The organism is Colwellia sp. MB3u-4, assembly GCF_014077065.1.
In the GTDB taxonomy this organism is placed as follows: domain Bacteria; phylum Pseudomonadota; class Gammaproteobacteria; order Enterobacterales; family Alteromonadaceae; genus Cognaticolwellia.
The window spans coordinates 1-14,743 of record NZ_JACGVE010000044.1; the positions used below are offsets into that span (position 1 = coordinate 1).

Consider the following 14,743-nt stretch of genomic DNA (forward strand, 5'->3'; position numbering starts at 1 on the left):
CGGTGCTTATTCGAAAAAGTGATCAAAACGTTTTCACACAGGCTGAGCCATAAGCGGTCATTGAGTTATTGTGAAACCATGATCATATTCAGGTTGATTTTAACCAAAATACTCAACTTGTTTATAGGGCTTGTTTAAGCTCAAAGCGGTCATAACAAAGGAATTAAAATTCCCTTTATAAATGACCACTTATACAATTAAAGTGGACATTTAACGTGATGAATATAAAAACTTGTTACGAGAATTAGCTCACAGCATCTTTTATAAAATCGATGAAATAATACTTTCCTGTTTTGTTATCGTATTTTTTCGAGACTCTATTCCACCAAGGCATGCCTGCATGAGGAACGCGTTCACACTTTATACCACCTTCTTTTAACTCAGAAATTAATCCAGATTTTTTAGCATGGTTCCAAGCCAAGGTACTTGAAAATACAACAATATGAGGCTTCACTATAGCAATGACTTCATTCACTACAGATGAACTTCTTTTTGAATCTAAATCAGAAACTTTTATAGATTTTCCTGTTTTTTCCGCTGGGCGTTGAAAGTAATTTAGATAACACAGTTTTTGAAAAGGTTGTTCGATATCAAACTCTTCCACTTTAGATTCTATTAATGCTTTAGAAAGATTCTTATAAATAAGTTTAGATTTTTGTTTCCAACCATTATTTATCCCATTTCGTATAATATTTGCTGTTTTCATCCAACCTAAATCTTCAAAAGCACTTACATCAATTCCTGCATACCATTCTTGAGGGTTGTGGTGGTAGTGACTACCTTCATCTAAATAGTGACTCTCTCCCAAAATGAGTAACTTATGTTTTGCGTCGTTAAACCCATCACCTATCCAGGGAATAAGGTTAGGATATTTTTGGTAATGATCTATTGAAGATAGTTCTTTTGTAAATGTTGTCATTTCAATTCCTTTCTACTACTGAGTACATTTAATAGTTATTTTATATATTTATATTGTTCTAGTGATTGCTGTAAAACATTTATAACCTTATTTTTAAGATTTTCAGGTTCCAGACATATTACGTCGGCACCATATCGTAACATCCACGCGACTAAGTCATAGCTCGGGATACAACTAAATTGTACATGTGTCCATTGAGTTGAAGTCTGTAAAAGTTGTTGGTCATCTGCTAATTGATTGTTGGTAAGTGTATCTAGTGCAAAGCCCTTTACTTTTAGTTCAACGACTTCTATTTTGTTACCTGCTTTTAATAACCAACCAGATGGGTTTTTGGCGAAGTATTCTTGCAGAGTAAAAGAAAGTGGAGCATCCATTTTTGTATGGTTTTTTTCAGCAGCTTTAATGCGATGAAATAAAAATAACATTGGTTTCTCAGGGCTATCTTTTTTAGTTGCCACCAGATAATGGCTTTGCCCTCGAATAATTATTCCTAAAGGGTTTAGGCAATAATTTACCGCAGTATTTTTATCTTTTGCTTGATAATCAATTTGTATTTGGTTTTCATATAGCACGCATTCGTAAATAATTTCACGATCACTTTCAGATATAAATCTACTATTATTTATTAATGGATAGCCCTCTGAAATTACCTGTAATTTTTCCTGCCATTTGCTAAATGCATTGTCTGAGTTGAGTGTGCATTTAGCGTCAGCTATTCGTGCTTCTGCTCGAAGGGTATATTCACTAGGCATTGCTTTGAGTAGCAGCTTTTCTGATAAAATCAACATCAGCGCTTCAGTTGGTTGAATGCCTTTAAATTTGCTCGCGTTATTTTGAATACAGCCCCAACCGCAACCTTCTGCTGTGTCTTCTGTATAAAGCCCGCCTATATCGGTCAGTTTCACTAAGTCTCTTTCAACAGTGCGTTTACTCACATTAAACCCTTCATCTGTAAGGTGTTGATGTAAGGCAATGGTCGTTATGGGTTTGCCTGGTGATAAAGGGATTTTTCTTAACATCTCTAAATGACGTAATGTAGTACTTTTAGACATAACAAGGTGCTACCTAGGAGATAAATTTATTGATTTTTCAGTGGCTATAAACTTTATAGTGACTGTCTTTTTTCCAGATTATTTTACAATCAGTAAAATCAAAATAACTTTTTAATTGCTCTTTATATGCGTTAGCAAATAATGAGCTATCCATATAAATGGTTATTGTGTTTGCTAACGTAGAATACACGACCCTTCCTCGTGGAAGTTCTTGGTATTCGCTAGCGATAAGTTCTTTAAAATGGGGTAAGTAAATGTGTTTTTTTTCCCATTCTGTTATATGTTGAAAGGGACTATCAACCATGCCTATATCATCAGGGGCTAAGGTTTCAATCGCTATTTTTTTAGCAATTAAGTTGTTTTTATAAAACCAAAATATACCGACGTTAATAGTGAACTCCTTTTTATAATATTAATAAAAAATCATTTAATTTAATAGCTTAGATAATATATGTTTTACCGTAACACATAATAATGACTCTCGCGACAACTGGTGTCGCTTAAAAAATATTTTATTGCGACACTCCTTGTCGCACAGCGAGTTAAGATGTTTTCATGGTAGGTAATTAGTTAAAAATTATGTTTAACGAAAGTGATATGAGTATTGAATACAGTAGAATACGGCAATTATTAGAGCAGTTTACTCTTTATGGGGAAGCTGAGTTCACTATTGTCTTTGGCGCTATAGCGGAAGATGCTGACTATAGCACTTGGTCAACGCCTGATGATGATTTTAGTAAGTATAAAGAGTCTGGTTTTTTTAATCTCATGCAGCATTTATTAAGTGCATTCATTGAATATAAAAGTCAGATCATATTACTTGAAAACTGCCACGGCATAATTAAAATTAAGCAACGCGTTATTGCTATTGAATGGGTGAATAAAAAAGTTGCCGACGATGCTATTGCTTCAATTCATGAGAGAGATAATGTTGATTACTAATAAAAAAATAAAAATCACAGAGTTAAGTGATGTGCTTACTGAGCATCGAGAATATCACCAAATGAAATTAGGTTGCTACCTAACAGCATTAAATTGTGATCAAAATAAAGTACAAAGCAAGAGCGTAAGAGAAGGAAATGTAATTGCGTTTCCTGAAAGCTCCCATGATTATGTCATTCGTATTTCAGGAGAAGCATATAATTGTTTTGAGAATCATCCTATAAGCATATACGTGACGTTCAACCAAGACAGGCAGGCTTGGGTGAAATACGCTAGTACAATACAAAACTTAATAGATTGTCAAAAAGCTGTTTTGGTTAGTTCCGATGTTTATAACGTACTAGATGCTGAAATTAACTTTTATAATCCAACTATTATTTGTTCAACGGGTTAACTCCTATTCTAGTTAGGATAGTACCGAATGGGTGAAATTGTTAATACCATCTTTGAGATCAATAGCAGACAAGAGAAGAAGCGATTTACTCACTTACGCACTGTGCGTTTAATGACGAATGACCGCAATGGTGGCTTTATTGCCAGTCGATAGGGCACTGGTTAAGAAATGAAATCAGCGCCTCCTGCAAGCTCAAAGCGGTCTAAAATCACAAGTAATAATCACCTCAATTAATGGTAACTAAGATACGTTAGCGGACATAAACCTTGGTTTATCTAACGACAAGTGATCCGACAAAGCCGCCACTCATGCTTAGTGACGTTAAGCCAACAAAGAACTTATAGCTGGCATCTTTCTAGTCTAGAAATGATTTAAAATTAACTGTTGTTGTTAATATAGGGCATGTGGAAAATTATATTTACGCTGAATTTTGAGCTACCCTTTCCATAAATTCCAAATGTTGTTTAATATACTTAGGTGAATTTAGCATGTCTTTTTGCTCTTGCTCTGAAAGAGATTCCCATTGAGTTTTTTTTAAACCAGTCGTATCACATATCATTTGAACATGAGCATCATATTTAGCCTGCTTTTCAAGCTCCTCTCCAGACAAACCCCTCACGATTTTAAGGTCATAATCATACGCTAATGACTCGGCAATTTTCTGCTTGTCTTTGGTGCCATGTGACTTAAACATATTTTCATATTCAACCATATTTCTAAAACCTAAGGTACGAGCCATTTCATGGCAATCGTCAAGACCATTAGCAATAGCTACAGGATTATAAGCCTCGTTAAACTCATTTGCTTGACGGTTAATAACTCCCCACAAAATAACGGCAGCAACAACAGCAACACCTATAAGTATTTCAATCATAATTTAAAATCCCAGTCTTTTTAGAGCTTCATTTTGCTCTATGTTAAATACGAGATATTCTTCGAATATCAACTCTATCAATAAAGCATCAATTTGGTTAAATTGAAACAACTTACCATTGACCATTATTTGCTCAACAATATTCCCAAGCATTGTTGCATACTTGAGTTTGTCAGCTAATCCTATGGTTATCGGTTGAAGTTGCAAAGCAATGGCAAACCCTACAGCAGTTAAATCATGAGGAGTTGCTCGCCAGTCACCTTGAAATACATTCTCTTTGGTATTCCACGCTTGTTGAATTAATTCAATAGGTTGCAAGTTGTCTGCACCAGTAAAATAATACGTTTTAAATAAATTTGATAAAATTACAGCTTGATTAGACTTTCGCCAGTGATTAATAAGAGGTTTAAATATTGTTCGACAAAATAAATTTAACGATGTGAAGTTTTTATTTACCAATAAAAATTTGCTTTCAAAACGATCTTGATCAATGAATTTATTCGTAATATTAAATTTCTTAGATTGGAATCGCTCTTTAAAATCTCGGTCTCCTCCAACAGCAATATTCCAACCTACATTTTTATAGGGCCTTAGAGTTTCTTCCAAAAGTTCAGCACTTTTACGGTCAGAGAACTCTTTATAAATGATAAACTCTATGTCGTCAGGTTGATCGTCAAAAGCTTTTTGTAGTTTGTAGTTTTTAGTTTTTAGTTTTTATGAGATTGAAGAGTTAAAGCTGACCAATGCTCGGCTTGTCTTCTAATGGGGTTATTGGTTATCCCAATATAGCCAGTATCTATATTGCCATGATCTTTTTTATATCTAATGTGGTAAACGCATATTTTCATAATAAGATAAACTTCTTTGTTGGATCATAACAGGGCTTACAAAATTAAATTTTTGAGCTAAATATTTTGGGATAAACAGCACATCAGCCTTATAACGTTAAGAGGTAAATTATAGTTGGGTAAAATGTGTAACGGAGCGGAACCTGCCAACTGTAATTTTTATCTCTTGAACGGCTTATATTCTAATTACCAACGTTCAAAGAGAACTTCTTGTTCATCTAGATCATATTGATGAAGTGTAAATGTTTCAGGAAACGGAGCTTTAATTGAAGTGTGCTCTACATATTTAACTTTACCTGTGACTGCACCTTGGTTATTAACTATTTCATAGCTATAACGTTCTTTTTGACCAAGGCTACCTGCATCAAGTTTACTTATAAATTTAAGCTCTTCGCCCTCATTAAGTTTTAATCTTTCTTTCCAATTCATAGCTTTATCCAATTCCATTTAATACTACTAGGCGTAGTAGCTTAGCTGATTTGGCTCCTGATTTATAGATAGTGTTATCTTAAAATGTATTTACTAGTGACAGCTTTAGGCTCCAAATTGACGTTATCAATTCAATAGTTAAGGTCAGCTTTTGGCTATAGTTGTCATAAGGCTCAACTAATATCCTATGACCGCTTTGGTGGCATTTTTGCCAGTCAGATTATTCGATTAATTGGTAATACTTATAGTCAAATTAATGCGTTTTTATATCTGTGGAGAACGTCCGCTATCGTATCAAAGTGAACATAAAACAGGGTGATTTTAATCTATTATTTAGGTCAGCAGTGTGGCATTTAGCGACATTTCAGTGATATTATCTAAAGAATGATTTTGTAAGTAAAAACGCTACACATGTGCTTCAAATAAAGCATAAACCCTAGGCTTAATTTACTTAATCCTTTGATTTTATTTGCAAGTCATTAACAGGGCGTCATGTGCTAAACGTGTATAAGCCGTAAGCCTGAACATTTAATTTTTTATGTTTAGGTCAATGATAAAATTAGAACTAAACAGGTTGTGTCATGCTCAAATATTTCAGAATTATCAGTGTTGTTGAGGGTTTGTCATTCTTAGCTATTTTATGCGTTACGCTTGGTGTAATAAGCAGAGAGTTCGTTTCTTATCTTGGCATGTTTCATGGTGTTTTATTCATGCTTTACATTGCGCTATCATTTGTTGTAGCCAAGAAAGAAGGTTGGTCTTTTCTATCTTGGATAGCATTGTTTTTAGCTTCTATTGTTCCGTTTGCTTTTATTATTGTCGAACTGTTCTTGCGAAAAGAATCCACGAAACAAGCATTGTCCGTAGCATAATTTAGTCAGTGCGTGTCATATCTCATGCCAAGAATGCACATAACAACTTCAAACGGAACAAACACAGTTGGCTAGGTTCCGCTTCGCTACACATTTTAGCCAACTGTTTTTGTCCGCTTAAGTGGGCGTTGGTTTTTTATTCATAGGTGAGTTCCCGTGGAAGTTTATTTGTTATATCCAATGTTTTTAATGGTGGTTTTAACTTTTGTTGTTGGTTTTCTAACGGTAAAAGCTCGATTTTCAAGTGTGAAAAATGGTGATGTAAGTGCGAAATATTATCGGTTAATGGGTGGGCAAAACGTTCCTGAGATAATTACAAAAACGACTCGAAATTTTAATAATCAATTTGAAATACCGACTTTGTTTTATGTCGTATGTACTTTGTATATTAGCTTTGGTATCGAAAGTTTTCTTGCTTTAGTTTTTGCTTGGTTATTTACTATTTTGCGCATCGTACATTCATATATCCATATAACTTACAATCATGTAATGCATCGCATGCTCACATTTTTTGCGGCATTTATTTGCGTTATGGTTCTTTGGGTAAACTTGTTGCTCCAAAAAATATAAGCCATTCAAGCAGGACAAATAACAGTTGGTTATTTGCTCTTTCGTCGCCTATTTTAGCCAACAATTATTTGCCTCTTAATGAGGCGTAGGCATACAAGGTCAGCATGCATAGAACTATTACATTATCAGAGTACGTTAAAAAGCGTAATGGCGTAGCTCTTGGCTCATCTGGATCAATGACTAATATGCTCAAGCGTTCGTTAGGTGCGAGTTCGTTCTATTTATTTTGGCAATATTGGAATCCAATATGGGGTTATTATCTTTCTCGCAAGATAATGAAGCCACTGAGCGATCTGCTTCCTATATGGTTAGCAATTATTATGACTTTCGCTGTTAGTGGTGCATTACATGATTTAGCGATAACTTTGGTAAAATGGGAGTTAACGGTTTTTTTTACACCATGGTTTTCCTTAATGAGTTTAATAGTTTTAGCGACAAAGAAACTTGGTATTTCATACAGTGATTATCATTGGCTGGTTCGAGCATTTATAAACATATCACTCATAACAGCATGTTTATTTTCAACTCGTCAGTATGCCTAAAAAGCTAATAAATAAGGATAAAAATCAGTTGACTGCTTTCGTTCCTCGATATTTCGGCCAACAATTTTTAGCCAGTTATTTGGGCGTTATCGATACAAAATTTAATCCAGGTAAGCTAAACGGTGTCGAAGCCTAATGTCGCGAATGTGGCATAAGTGATCGACGAGGTTAAGTCTAGCAAACACAAGATGTAGTGGTCGGTTGGGCTAAGTGGATAGCCCTTGAAAATTGGCATCTATCAAATTTAAGCGCTATTAAGGTTTAGCATCAGCGCTATATATTTAGCAGTTATTCCTGCTCTTGATCTTTTTTAAGTTGTTCTGCCTTTCGGCTATCTACTTTTTTTTGTTGTTCGTCTGAGAGCTCAAATTTACTGGCTGATTGCTTGATCAATAAGATACCGGCGATAACAGAGCCAACAGCAACAACAAGAATTAACATGCTGGTAAAAGTCATATTTATATCCTTTGAAATAAAATTTATGGGTAAGAAACTTGTTTGCTATCTATCTTTTTAGTCTAAAAAAAAGACAGGTAGCGATACAGAATAATAGCATGTAATTTATGAATATGCTTGCAACACGCCAGCAAGATCACTTGTTTTAAACGGGTTTAATAAAGTCAGTTTAACCCGTATTTATAGCCAATATTTACCACAATATTTAGCATAAGTATCTAGCATAAGTATTTAGAATAACTAGCCAGCACTAGATACTATTCACCTGTCATGTGCTGATAGTAAGCTCGGCTTTTGTCCGCTTGCTGACATAAATCGGTCAGGGCGTGTAAACTGCGCGTGCTCATTCGATGCACAACATCAGCATCAAGGATGATTATTTGTTGATGTTTAATTGCCGACAATATCGGCCATTGCTGCCAATCATAACTATCATTACCCGCTTGCTTTTTTGATAAGGGTTGAATAATAACATCAACATTTGTTTGCAGTATTTGCTCAATATTTACTTGTGGATATTGGGCTTTTGCTGCCATAAATGGATTACTAATACTGCAAGCGTCTAAAAACTGTTGCGGCCAACTCCCTTTGGCAATGGTGGTTAAGGGTCTAGACCACACTTCATAAAAACCAGTGAGTGGTTTTTTATCACCATATTGCTTTTTGATATTGGCTAAATCCGCTAAAAACTTAGCCGCAACACCTTCAGCTTGTGCGCTGTGACCTGACAGTTTCCCAAACAAGCGCAGCTCTTTAGCGACATCTTCAAAGCTATTAGGCTGCGAGTAAACCACACGAAAGCCCAGTTGTTTAATACGGGCTAAATCATCACTTGGGTTACCACTTCTCCAAGCGATAACTAAGTCTGGTTGTAATTCAATGACCCGCTCTAACTGAATACGTAAAGCGCTGCCAATTCTGGGTATTTTCTTTGCTGCTTGCGGATAATCAGCGTGATCAGTCGTCGCAATGATTTGGTCACCGGCGCCAATATCAAACAACATCTCAACAATGTGTGGTGATAATGCAATGATGCGTGGTTTAGGCGCATCAATAACCGCGGTATGATCAATACTTTTACTTGTGGCTTGTGTGCTCGTAATATAAGTAAAGCCCAGTAATATAATCCCTAGGTATTGGCTGTATTTCATGACTATTCCATTTGTGTTTTATGACGGCAATATTGGCTACCAATCAATACCTTTTTGTGCTTTTATGCCGTTATCAAACGCATGTTTAAGCGGCTGAACTTCACTGACGGTATCGGCAAGTTCAATGATACTGCGATGACATGCACGGCCAGTGATAATAACATGCTGTTTAGCGGGGCGATTAACGATAGCTTCAATTACTTCATCTAAATCTAAATATTTGAATGACAGCATGTAGGTTAATTCATCAAGTAAAACCACGTCGACACTTTCATCTTTTAGTAAGCGTTTTGCTTCTTCCCATACTCTGACGGCAGCGGCAATGTCTTTTGACTTGTCTTGGGTGTCCCAAGTGAAACCGGTCGCCATGACATGAAACTCAACGCCATTGTTTTCTAATAAATTACGTTCACCACAGGCCCAATCGCCTTTAATAAATTGTAATGCCGCCGCTTTATAGCCATGCCCAACCGCGCGGGCTAGCGTGCCAAAGCCTGATGTTGATTTACCCTTACCATTACCTGTGATAACAATAAGTAAACCGCGCTCTTCTTGCGCGGAATCAATGCGGGCATCAACTTTTTCTTTAAGGCGTTGCATACGAGCTTGATGTTTTTGAGTTTTATCTGTATCTGTTGTCATGTGATTTATCCTGTTTTACGTGTGCGATACATGATCGCTAAAAAGAAAATACTGCCAATGGCTGAAGTAATGATGCCAATGGGGATTTCGACATTACTCAGCAAACTGCGCGCGGCAACATCAACCCAAACTAAAAAGCATCCGCCAACCAAGGCGGAGCCAATAATTAACGGCATGGTGGTAACGCCAACCAGTTGCCTAACAATATGTGGGATCATCAGGCCAACAAAACCAATACCACCGCAATAAGCTACGATGGCGGCGGTCACTGCTGCACATAAAGCTAATAGAATTAAACGCAGTTTGTTGACGTTAACGCCTAGGCTTGCCGCACTTTCATCGCCCAGTAACAGGGCATCTATTTGTCGGTGTAAGGCAAAAATAATCAGTAAAGTAAGTAATACCATGGCACTGATCAAATAAAAGTGGAACATTTCAACGCGCGTTAAACTACCCATTAACCAAAAAATAACGCGGCTGGTGGCAAAAGGGTCACCAAGGTAAAGAATAAAGTGGCTAATAGAGCCAAGCATGAACGACACCGCAATGCCGGTTAATAATAAATGGTTCATATTACGCAGTAAGGTCGCGATACCAAAGACAATGACCACAGAAAATAATGCCCCAAGAAATGCCGCCAATGGCAAGGCTAGCGCTTGTTGGTCACTGAGCACTAAAGTGGCGATGGTAGCACCTAAGCCTGCGCCAGAAATAATGCCAAATAAATAAGGATCGGCCAGTGGGTTACGAGTTACATTTTGCAGTATTGCCCCCGCACAAGCTAACCCCATGCCAGCCACTAAACCCACCAAAACACGTGGAATACGTATTTGCCAAATCACCATGTCGTGCATAGTGGAGGCACATTGATTAACCACACATTGAAATATATCTAGGCTAGTAATGCTTGCTGGCCCAAAGGTTATCGACATAATAATGGAGAATAAGGTAAAAGCAATAAGGGCTGAAAATACCCAAACATTTTTACCCTTGATGCCGCTAAGAATACTCACGAGTGCTGACCTTTACTAGTTGACTCAGTTGAGCTTATTGGCCCCGTTGGTTTAACCGCCGATTGATGAGCTATCATAGTATCAGCCGCGGGATAGAAGTAAACTCTAGGTACGCCACAATGTTGTGCGTCATCTCGATAACAGGGTAAACCAAAAACTTTGGTTAATAGCTCAGGCTTTAGCACTTGATCAACACTATTGTCGCTGACTAAGTTGCCTTTATCTAATAGCAGCAAACGATTACAGTAATGTGCGGCTAAATTGAGATCATGTATGGTCATAATAACGGTAATATTTAACGCTTTCACGAGTTGTAATATTTGATGTTGGTAGAAAATATCTAAGTGATTAGTGGGTTCATCTAATACCAAAATTTTTGCTTTTTGTACTAGGGCTTTAGCAATTAATACCCGTTGTTGTTCGCCGCCAGATAAGGTGTTAAAAAATTTTGCTTGGCTGCTAGCTAAACCCACTTTTTCTAACGCGAGTATAATGTCTTTTTTATCTACATCATTATCACGAGCAAAGAGGCTTTTATAGGGCAGTAAGCCCATTCTAACCACATCATAAACGTTTAAATCAAATATCGGGGGCGAGTTCTGTACCACTAAAGCAAATGTTTGTGCTAATTCATGTGGTTTGTAGTCGCTGATTTTTTTATTTTTTAGCTTAATGCCGCCTTGCCAATTTTTGTATTGGTTTAGTATGCACTTAAGCAGTGAGGTTTTGCCGGCACCATTAGGCCCGATAATGCCAATAATATCGCCGCGGGCAACATCAAATGAAATATTATTAAGAATACTTTGTTTATCAACAGCCCAAGATACTGACTCAACACTGAGTAAGTTTGCCATTAAAGCCAGCCTAGCTTAGTGCTAATAACGTCTGGCATATGTTGGATAATAACTAAGGAGTATATTTTCATTGCGGCCTAGAGGTTAATTCAAAAGCTTATGTTGAATAATAAAACTAACTACAGCGCAGAAAATAGGATACGAATGCCTTAAAGACAGTGTAACTTACGTGTATTCCCGCACGGTGTTAACATGATTAGCTTGGTACAATAGGTGATACTAGGTGTCCTGACTTATAACTTTTATTAAAAGCTATTTACAGTTGCGGGTACAGTCACGGAATTTAACCGTGTTCCCTATCAATTAGCCAAGACAATAACAAAACATCTGGCTAAAGGTATCGATTATTAGGCATGAGATTTTACGGCTTAGTATGCTGCTTTACAATAAAAACCGTCATTTGACGCGCTATAAGCGGCGTAAAAAAAAAGGAGCTAATGCTCCTTTTTTATTTTGTCACTGTATTTTGACAATTTGTTTTAAGCGTTAATTAGACCTAAGGTGATTTTTCTTATGTCATCAGTAAAGCCAATATTACCAAATTTTAACGCGCTTCTCAGGAGCGATATACATAGCGTCACCTGCTTTAACGTCAAAGGCGCTATAAAATTCAGGCATATTTGATAATGCCCCTAGTGCACGGAACTCACCTGGCGAATGTGGGTCTGTTGCTACGCGATTTCTTAATGATTTTTCAACCATTTTTCCACGCCATATTTGTGCAAAGCCCATAAAGAAGCGTTGGTCGCCGGTTAAGCCGTCAATCACTGGGGCTTCTTTGCCATTTAATGAAGCTTTATAAGCTTTATAAGCGATAGTAACTCCGGATAAATCACCAATGTTTTCGCCTAAGGTTAGCTCGCCATTAACCTTTAAGTCATCAAATACCGCATAGTTGCCATACTGTGCCACTAAGTTATCAGCGCGCATGGTAAAGGCCGCTAAATCTTCATCAGTCCACCAGTTACGCATGTTGCCTTCACTGTCGTATTTGCTGCCTTGGTCGTCAAAGCCGTGGCCCATTTCATGACCAATAACGGCGCCAATGCCACCGTAGTTTACCGCATCGTCTGCGGCTAAATTAAAAAATGGTGGCTGTAAAATAGCTGCTGGAAAGACAATTTCGTTTTTAGTTGGGTTGTAATAAGCATTAACAGTTTGAGGTGTCATCGCCCATTCTTGTCGGTCAATTGGACCACCAAGCTTAGCCAGTTCTTTTTGGTGAGCAAGCGTACCAGAGCGTATTGTATTGCCGACTAAATCGTCACTTTTAATGCTTAGTGCGGTGTAATCTTCCCACTTATCTGGGTAGCCTATTTTAGGATCAAAGCTGGCGAGTTTTATACGTGCTGATTTTTTAGTCGCCTCTGACATCCAGTCTAGTTCGTCGATGCTTGCGCCGTAAGCATCACGTAAATTTTCAACCAGTTCTGTCATACGGGTTTTAGCTTCAGGCTTAAAGTGACGGCCAACATAAACTTTACCAATAACTTCACCTAAATTGTCATTAACTACGGCAACACCACGTTTCCACAGTGGGCGCTGTTCTTCACGACCACTTAACTGTTTTGAATAAAAATAAAAATTTTCATTGGTTAACTCGGCGGTAAGTGAGCTGGAAAAATTACTCAGAGTGTGAAAAGTGAGGTAAGTCTGCCAATCAGCTAATGATGTTGCCGCGAATGTTTCACCAAAACCTTTAATAAATGAAGGTTGGTTAATGATGATATCTTTCTGCGTGGCTACACCTTGTGCTGCAAGGTAGGCGGTCCAGTTGAAAGCATCTGTTATTGTGTTTAAATCGGCAACATTAAATTTGTTATAACGCTTAGTACTGTCTCGAGATTCAACTTTGGTCCAATGAAAACCGGCTAACTTAGTTTCAAGCGCCATAATGGTTTGAGCGGCGGCCTTACCGTTTTTTAAACCCGCTAAATCGAATATGCTTTCAATGTGAGCAAGGTAACCTGCGCGTAATGCTGCAAAACGTTCGGCTTCATTAAAGTAGTAGTCTCTGTCCGGTAAACCTAAACCACTTTGCCATATATGTGTGGCATATCGTGTTGAGTCTTTTGCATCAACACTGATATAAAAAGCGAGCGGGCTACCGACACCAATTTTTTGATTTTCACCAAAGAAAGTGGCAAGTTCATTTTTATCTTTCAAGCCATTAATGTCATCAAATATTGTTTGTACTGGCGCTGTGCCTGCAGTGTTACGGCTATCTAGATCCATGAATGAACGGAATAAGTCAGCTACTTTTTGCTCATCACTGCCCATTTTTAGATTTTTAGTCGCGGCTAATTCTTCGATAATCGCTTTTACGTTGTCGTCAGCTTCATCACGTAAGTCATAAAATGAGCCAATGGCGGTTTTGTCACCCGGAATTTCGTGAGTGTTTAACCATGCGCCGTTAACGTAGCGGTAGAAGTTGTCTTGTGGACGAACAGACAAGTCCATAGTGGCTTTATCAATACCCGATGCCAAAGCCGTTTTTTGCATAACCGGTACTTCAGTCGCGGTTTTTGTGCTGGTATTATCATTACAAGCTGCAATGAATAGTAAAGAGCTGCAAACAGCCGTTGTTATTATTTTCTTCATTCAATACTCACCATTTATTTAGTAGACTAACTTTTATTTTAAGTAAGAATATATTAAAGGCTATCACGCTGATTTACTAGGATAATAAAATATTGGCTACAAATTATTAACTTATCTTTGTATGTTAAAGTTTACCCACCAGAAAATAAGTAGATGTTTTCTGGTTAAGGTATTAATAACCCTTTTTGCTATTTACCTTTTACTGCTGAGCTTTGTAATTTTTTTTCATGGTTTAGTTTAGTTAAAAATTATGCCGTTAACTTGTCTGTTAAAAGCAGCAATTTAAAAAATTCTGCAACAGCCTAAGTAGAAAAATTACAATAGCTCGCTTATGATGAGTGAGTGTTGTTATGCTAAGCGCCTATTTAACAGTAATGTGGTTGAACTTAATGGCTATTTATAACCCGCTAACTAAATATTTGCTGGGAGTCGTCAGGGTAATACAGCTCAGACTGACTTAAGCAAGCTATGTGCTCAGGCCTTGGCTGGGTTAATGGACAAAGTTTAATGACCTTTAAATAACCCTAGTGGCCTAAGTTGTCATCATTCAGTTACATTTTTACCTTTTACCCTTTACTGTTTAC

General features: G+C 37.3%; 17 protein-coding genes and 1 riboswitch. Of the genes, 6 read left to right on the top strand and 11 right to left on the bottom strand.

Annotated elements, in window-relative coordinates:
* Positions 1–244 precede the first annotated feature (244 nt).
* Together H4J61_RS01035 and H4J61_RS01040 are read right to left on the bottom strand one after the other, a co-directional pair.
* Positions 245–919, bottom strand: a complete 675-nt coding sequence (locus tag H4J61_RS01035) for a hypothetical protein (RefSeq protein WP_182182886.1) — start codon at positions 917–919, stop codon at positions 245–247.
* A gap of 35 nt (positions 920–954) precedes the next feature.
* A complete protein-coding gene (locus tag H4J61_RS01040; protein ID WP_182182888.1) occupies positions 955–1,971 on the bottom strand; it encodes a YafY family protein in 1,017 nt (338 codons plus the stop codon).
* Positions 1,972–2,550: 579 nt separating this feature from the next.
* On the opposite strand from H4J61_RS01040, the gene H4J61_RS01045 reads away from it, so the two are divergent.
* Genes H4J61_RS01045 through H4J61_RS17830 form a run of 3 tightly spaced genes read left to right on the top strand, consistent with a single transcriptional unit; the run spans position 2,551 to position 3,460 of the window.
* On the top strand, positions 2,551–2,913 hold the full coding sequence (locus H4J61_RS01045; RefSeq protein WP_182182890.1) for a hypothetical protein: 363 nt from the start codon (positions 2,551–2,553) through the stop codon (positions 2,911–2,913).
* Entirely contained in the window at positions 2,900–3,307 is a 408-nt protein-coding gene (locus H4J61_RS01050) for a hypothetical protein (protein ID WP_182182892.1), read from the top strand. The genes H4J61_RS01045 and H4J61_RS01050 overlap by 14 nt, the downstream gene beginning before the upstream one ends.
* A 27-nt stretch (positions 3,308–3,334) precedes the next feature.
* The gene (locus H4J61_RS17830) at positions 3,335–3,460 is read left to right on the top strand and encodes a hypothetical protein (RefSeq protein ID WP_259363046.1); all 126 of its coding nucleotides are present in this window, start codon (positions 3,335–3,337) and stop codon (positions 3,458–3,460) included.
* A 265-nt stretch (positions 3,461–3,725) separates the two neighbouring features.
* On the opposite strand, the gene H4J61_RS01055 is transcribed toward H4J61_RS17830, so the two are convergent.
* The 3 genes from H4J61_RS01055 to H4J61_RS01065 form a co-directional block, all read right to left on the bottom strand.
* A complete protein-coding gene (locus H4J61_RS01055) occupies positions 3,726–4,181 on the bottom strand; it encodes a hypothetical protein (RefSeq protein ID WP_182182894.1) in 456 nt (151 codons plus the stop codon).
* A 3-nt stretch (positions 4,182–4,184) separates the two neighbouring features.
* Positions 4,185–4,787 (bottom strand): hypothetical protein, encoded by a 603-nt coding sequence (locus H4J61_RS01060; RefSeq protein ID WP_182182896.1) that lies wholly within the window; start codon positions 4,785–4,787, stop codon positions 4,185–4,187.
* Positions 4,788–5,215: 428 nt separating this feature from the next.
* Positions 5,216–5,476, bottom strand: a complete 261-nt coding sequence (locus H4J61_RS01065; RefSeq protein ID WP_182182898.1) for a hypothetical protein — start codon at positions 5,474–5,476, stop codon at positions 5,216–5,218.
* A gap of 563 nt (positions 5,477–6,039) precedes the next feature.
* Here H4J61_RS01065 and H4J61_RS01070 point away from each other — a divergent pair.
* The 3 genes from H4J61_RS01070 (at position 6,040) to H4J61_RS01080 (ending at position 7,442) form a co-directional block, all read left to right on the top strand.
* On the top strand, positions 6,040–6,330 hold the full coding sequence (locus tag H4J61_RS01070; protein ID WP_182182901.1) for a DUF3817 domain-containing protein: 291 nt from the start codon (positions 6,040–6,042) through the stop codon (positions 6,328–6,330).
* A 156-nt stretch (positions 6,331–6,486) separates the two neighbouring features.
* On the top strand, positions 6,487–6,900 hold the full coding sequence (locus tag H4J61_RS01075; protein ID WP_310650017.1) for an MAPEG family protein: 414 nt from the start codon (positions 6,487–6,489) through the stop codon (positions 6,898–6,900).
* Between the two features lie 104 nt (positions 6,901–7,004).
* The gene (locus H4J61_RS01080) at positions 7,005–7,442 is read left to right on the top strand and encodes an acyltransferase (protein ID WP_182182903.1); all 438 of its coding nucleotides are present in this window, start codon (positions 7,005–7,007) and stop codon (positions 7,440–7,442) included.
* A gap of 288 nt (positions 7,443–7,730) precedes the next feature.
* Here H4J61_RS01080 and H4J61_RS01085 read toward each other — a convergent pair whose 3' ends face one another.
* The 6 genes from H4J61_RS01085 to H4J61_RS01110 form a co-directional block, all read right to left on the bottom strand.
* Positions 7,731–7,898, bottom strand: coding sequence for a DUF2897 family protein (locus H4J61_RS01085; protein ID WP_182135663.1), 168 nt, complete (start codon positions 7,896–7,898; stop codon positions 7,731–7,733).
* Positions 7,899–8,155: 257 nt separating this feature from the next.
* Positions 8,156–9,049, bottom strand: coding sequence for a cobalamin-binding protein (locus tag H4J61_RS01090; RefSeq protein ID WP_182182905.1), 894 nt, complete (start codon positions 9,047–9,049; stop codon positions 8,156–8,158).
* A 36-nt stretch (positions 9,050–9,085) separates the two neighbouring features.
* The gene (gene cobO, locus H4J61_RS01095; RefSeq protein WP_182182907.1) at positions 9,086–9,691 is read right to left on the bottom strand and encodes a cob(I)yrinic acid a,c-diamide adenosyltransferase; all 606 of its coding nucleotides are present in this window, start codon (positions 9,689–9,691) and stop codon (positions 9,086–9,088) included.
* A gap of 5 nt (positions 9,692–9,696) precedes the next feature.
* Complete coding sequence (locus H4J61_RS01100) at positions 9,697–10,698, bottom strand: iron ABC transporter permease (RefSeq protein WP_310650018.1); 1,002 nt, start codon at positions 10,696–10,698, stop codon at positions 9,697–9,699.
* A 2-nt stretch (positions 10,699–10,700) separates the two neighbouring features.
* Positions 10,701–11,558, bottom strand: a complete 858-nt coding sequence (locus H4J61_RS01105) for an ABC transporter ATP-binding protein (protein WP_182182909.1) — start codon at positions 11,556–11,558, stop codon at positions 10,701–10,703.
* A 200-nt stretch (positions 11,559–11,758) separates the two neighbouring features.
* Positions 11,759–11,901, bottom strand: a riboswitch (cobalamin riboswitch).
* Positions 11,902–12,092: 191 nt separating this feature from the next.
* Positions 12,093–14,159: a M13 family metallopeptidase gene (locus tag H4J61_RS01110; protein WP_182182911.1), complete on the bottom strand. Its 2,067-nt coding sequence runs from the start codon at positions 14,157–14,159 to the stop codon at positions 12,093–12,095.
* Positions 14,160–14,743: the final 584 nt, after the last annotated feature.

What these genes read in the sequence shown, in the direction of transcription:
- H4J61_RS01055 (WP_182182894.1), bottom strand. Translation starts at nt 4,181, where the DNA reads ATGATTGAAATACTTATAGGTGTTGCTGTTGTTGCTGCCGTTATTTTG.
- cobO (WP_182182907.1), bottom strand. Translation starts at nt 9,691, where the DNA reads ATGACAACAGATACAGATAAAACTCAAAAACATCAAGCTCGTATGCAA.
- H4J61_RS01035 (WP_182182886.1), bottom strand. Translation starts at nt 919, where the DNA reads ATGACAACATTTACAAAAGAACTATCTTCAATAGATCATTACCAAAAA.
- H4J61_RS01040 (WP_182182888.1), bottom strand. Translation starts at nt 1,971, where the DNA reads ATGTCTAAAAGTACTACATTACGTCATTTAGAGATGTTAAGAAAAATC.
- H4J61_RS01110 (WP_182182911.1), bottom strand. Translation starts at nt 14,159, where the DNA reads ATGAAGAAAATAATAACAACGGCTGTTTGCAGCTCTTTACTATTCATT.
- H4J61_RS01045 (WP_182182890.1), top strand. Translation starts at nt 2,551, where the DNA reads ATGTTTAACGAAAGTGATATGAGTATTGAATACAGTAGAATACGGCAA.
- H4J61_RS01050 (WP_182182892.1), top strand. Translation starts at nt 2,900, where the DNA reads ATGTTGATTACTAATAAAAAAATAAAAATCACAGAGTTAAGTGATGTG.
- H4J61_RS01105 (WP_182182909.1), bottom strand. Translation starts at nt 11,558, where the DNA reads ATGGCAAACTTACTCAGTGTTGAGTCAGTATCTTGGGCTGTTGATAAA.
- H4J61_RS01070 (WP_182182901.1), top strand. Translation starts at nt 6,040, where the DNA reads ATGCTCAAATATTTCAGAATTATCAGTGTTGTTGAGGGTTTGTCATTC.
- H4J61_RS17830 (WP_259363046.1), top strand. Translation starts at nt 3,335, where the DNA reads ATGGGTGAAATTGTTAATACCATCTTTGAGATCAATAGCAGACAAGAG.
- H4J61_RS01085 (WP_182135663.1), bottom strand. Translation starts at nt 7,898, where the DNA reads ATGACTTTTACCAGCATGTTAATTCTTGTTGTTGCTGTTGGCTCTGTT.
- H4J61_RS01065 (WP_182182898.1), bottom strand. Translation starts at nt 5,476, where the DNA reads ATGGAATTGGATAAAGCTATGAATTGGAAAGAAAGATTAAAACTTAAT.
- H4J61_RS01080 (WP_182182903.1), top strand. Translation starts at nt 7,005, where the DNA reads ATGCATAGAACTATTACATTATCAGAGTACGTTAAAAAGCGTAATGGC.
- H4J61_RS01090 (WP_182182905.1), bottom strand. Translation starts at nt 9,049, where the DNA reads ATGAAATACAGCCAATACCTAGGGATTATATTACTGGGCTTTACTTAT.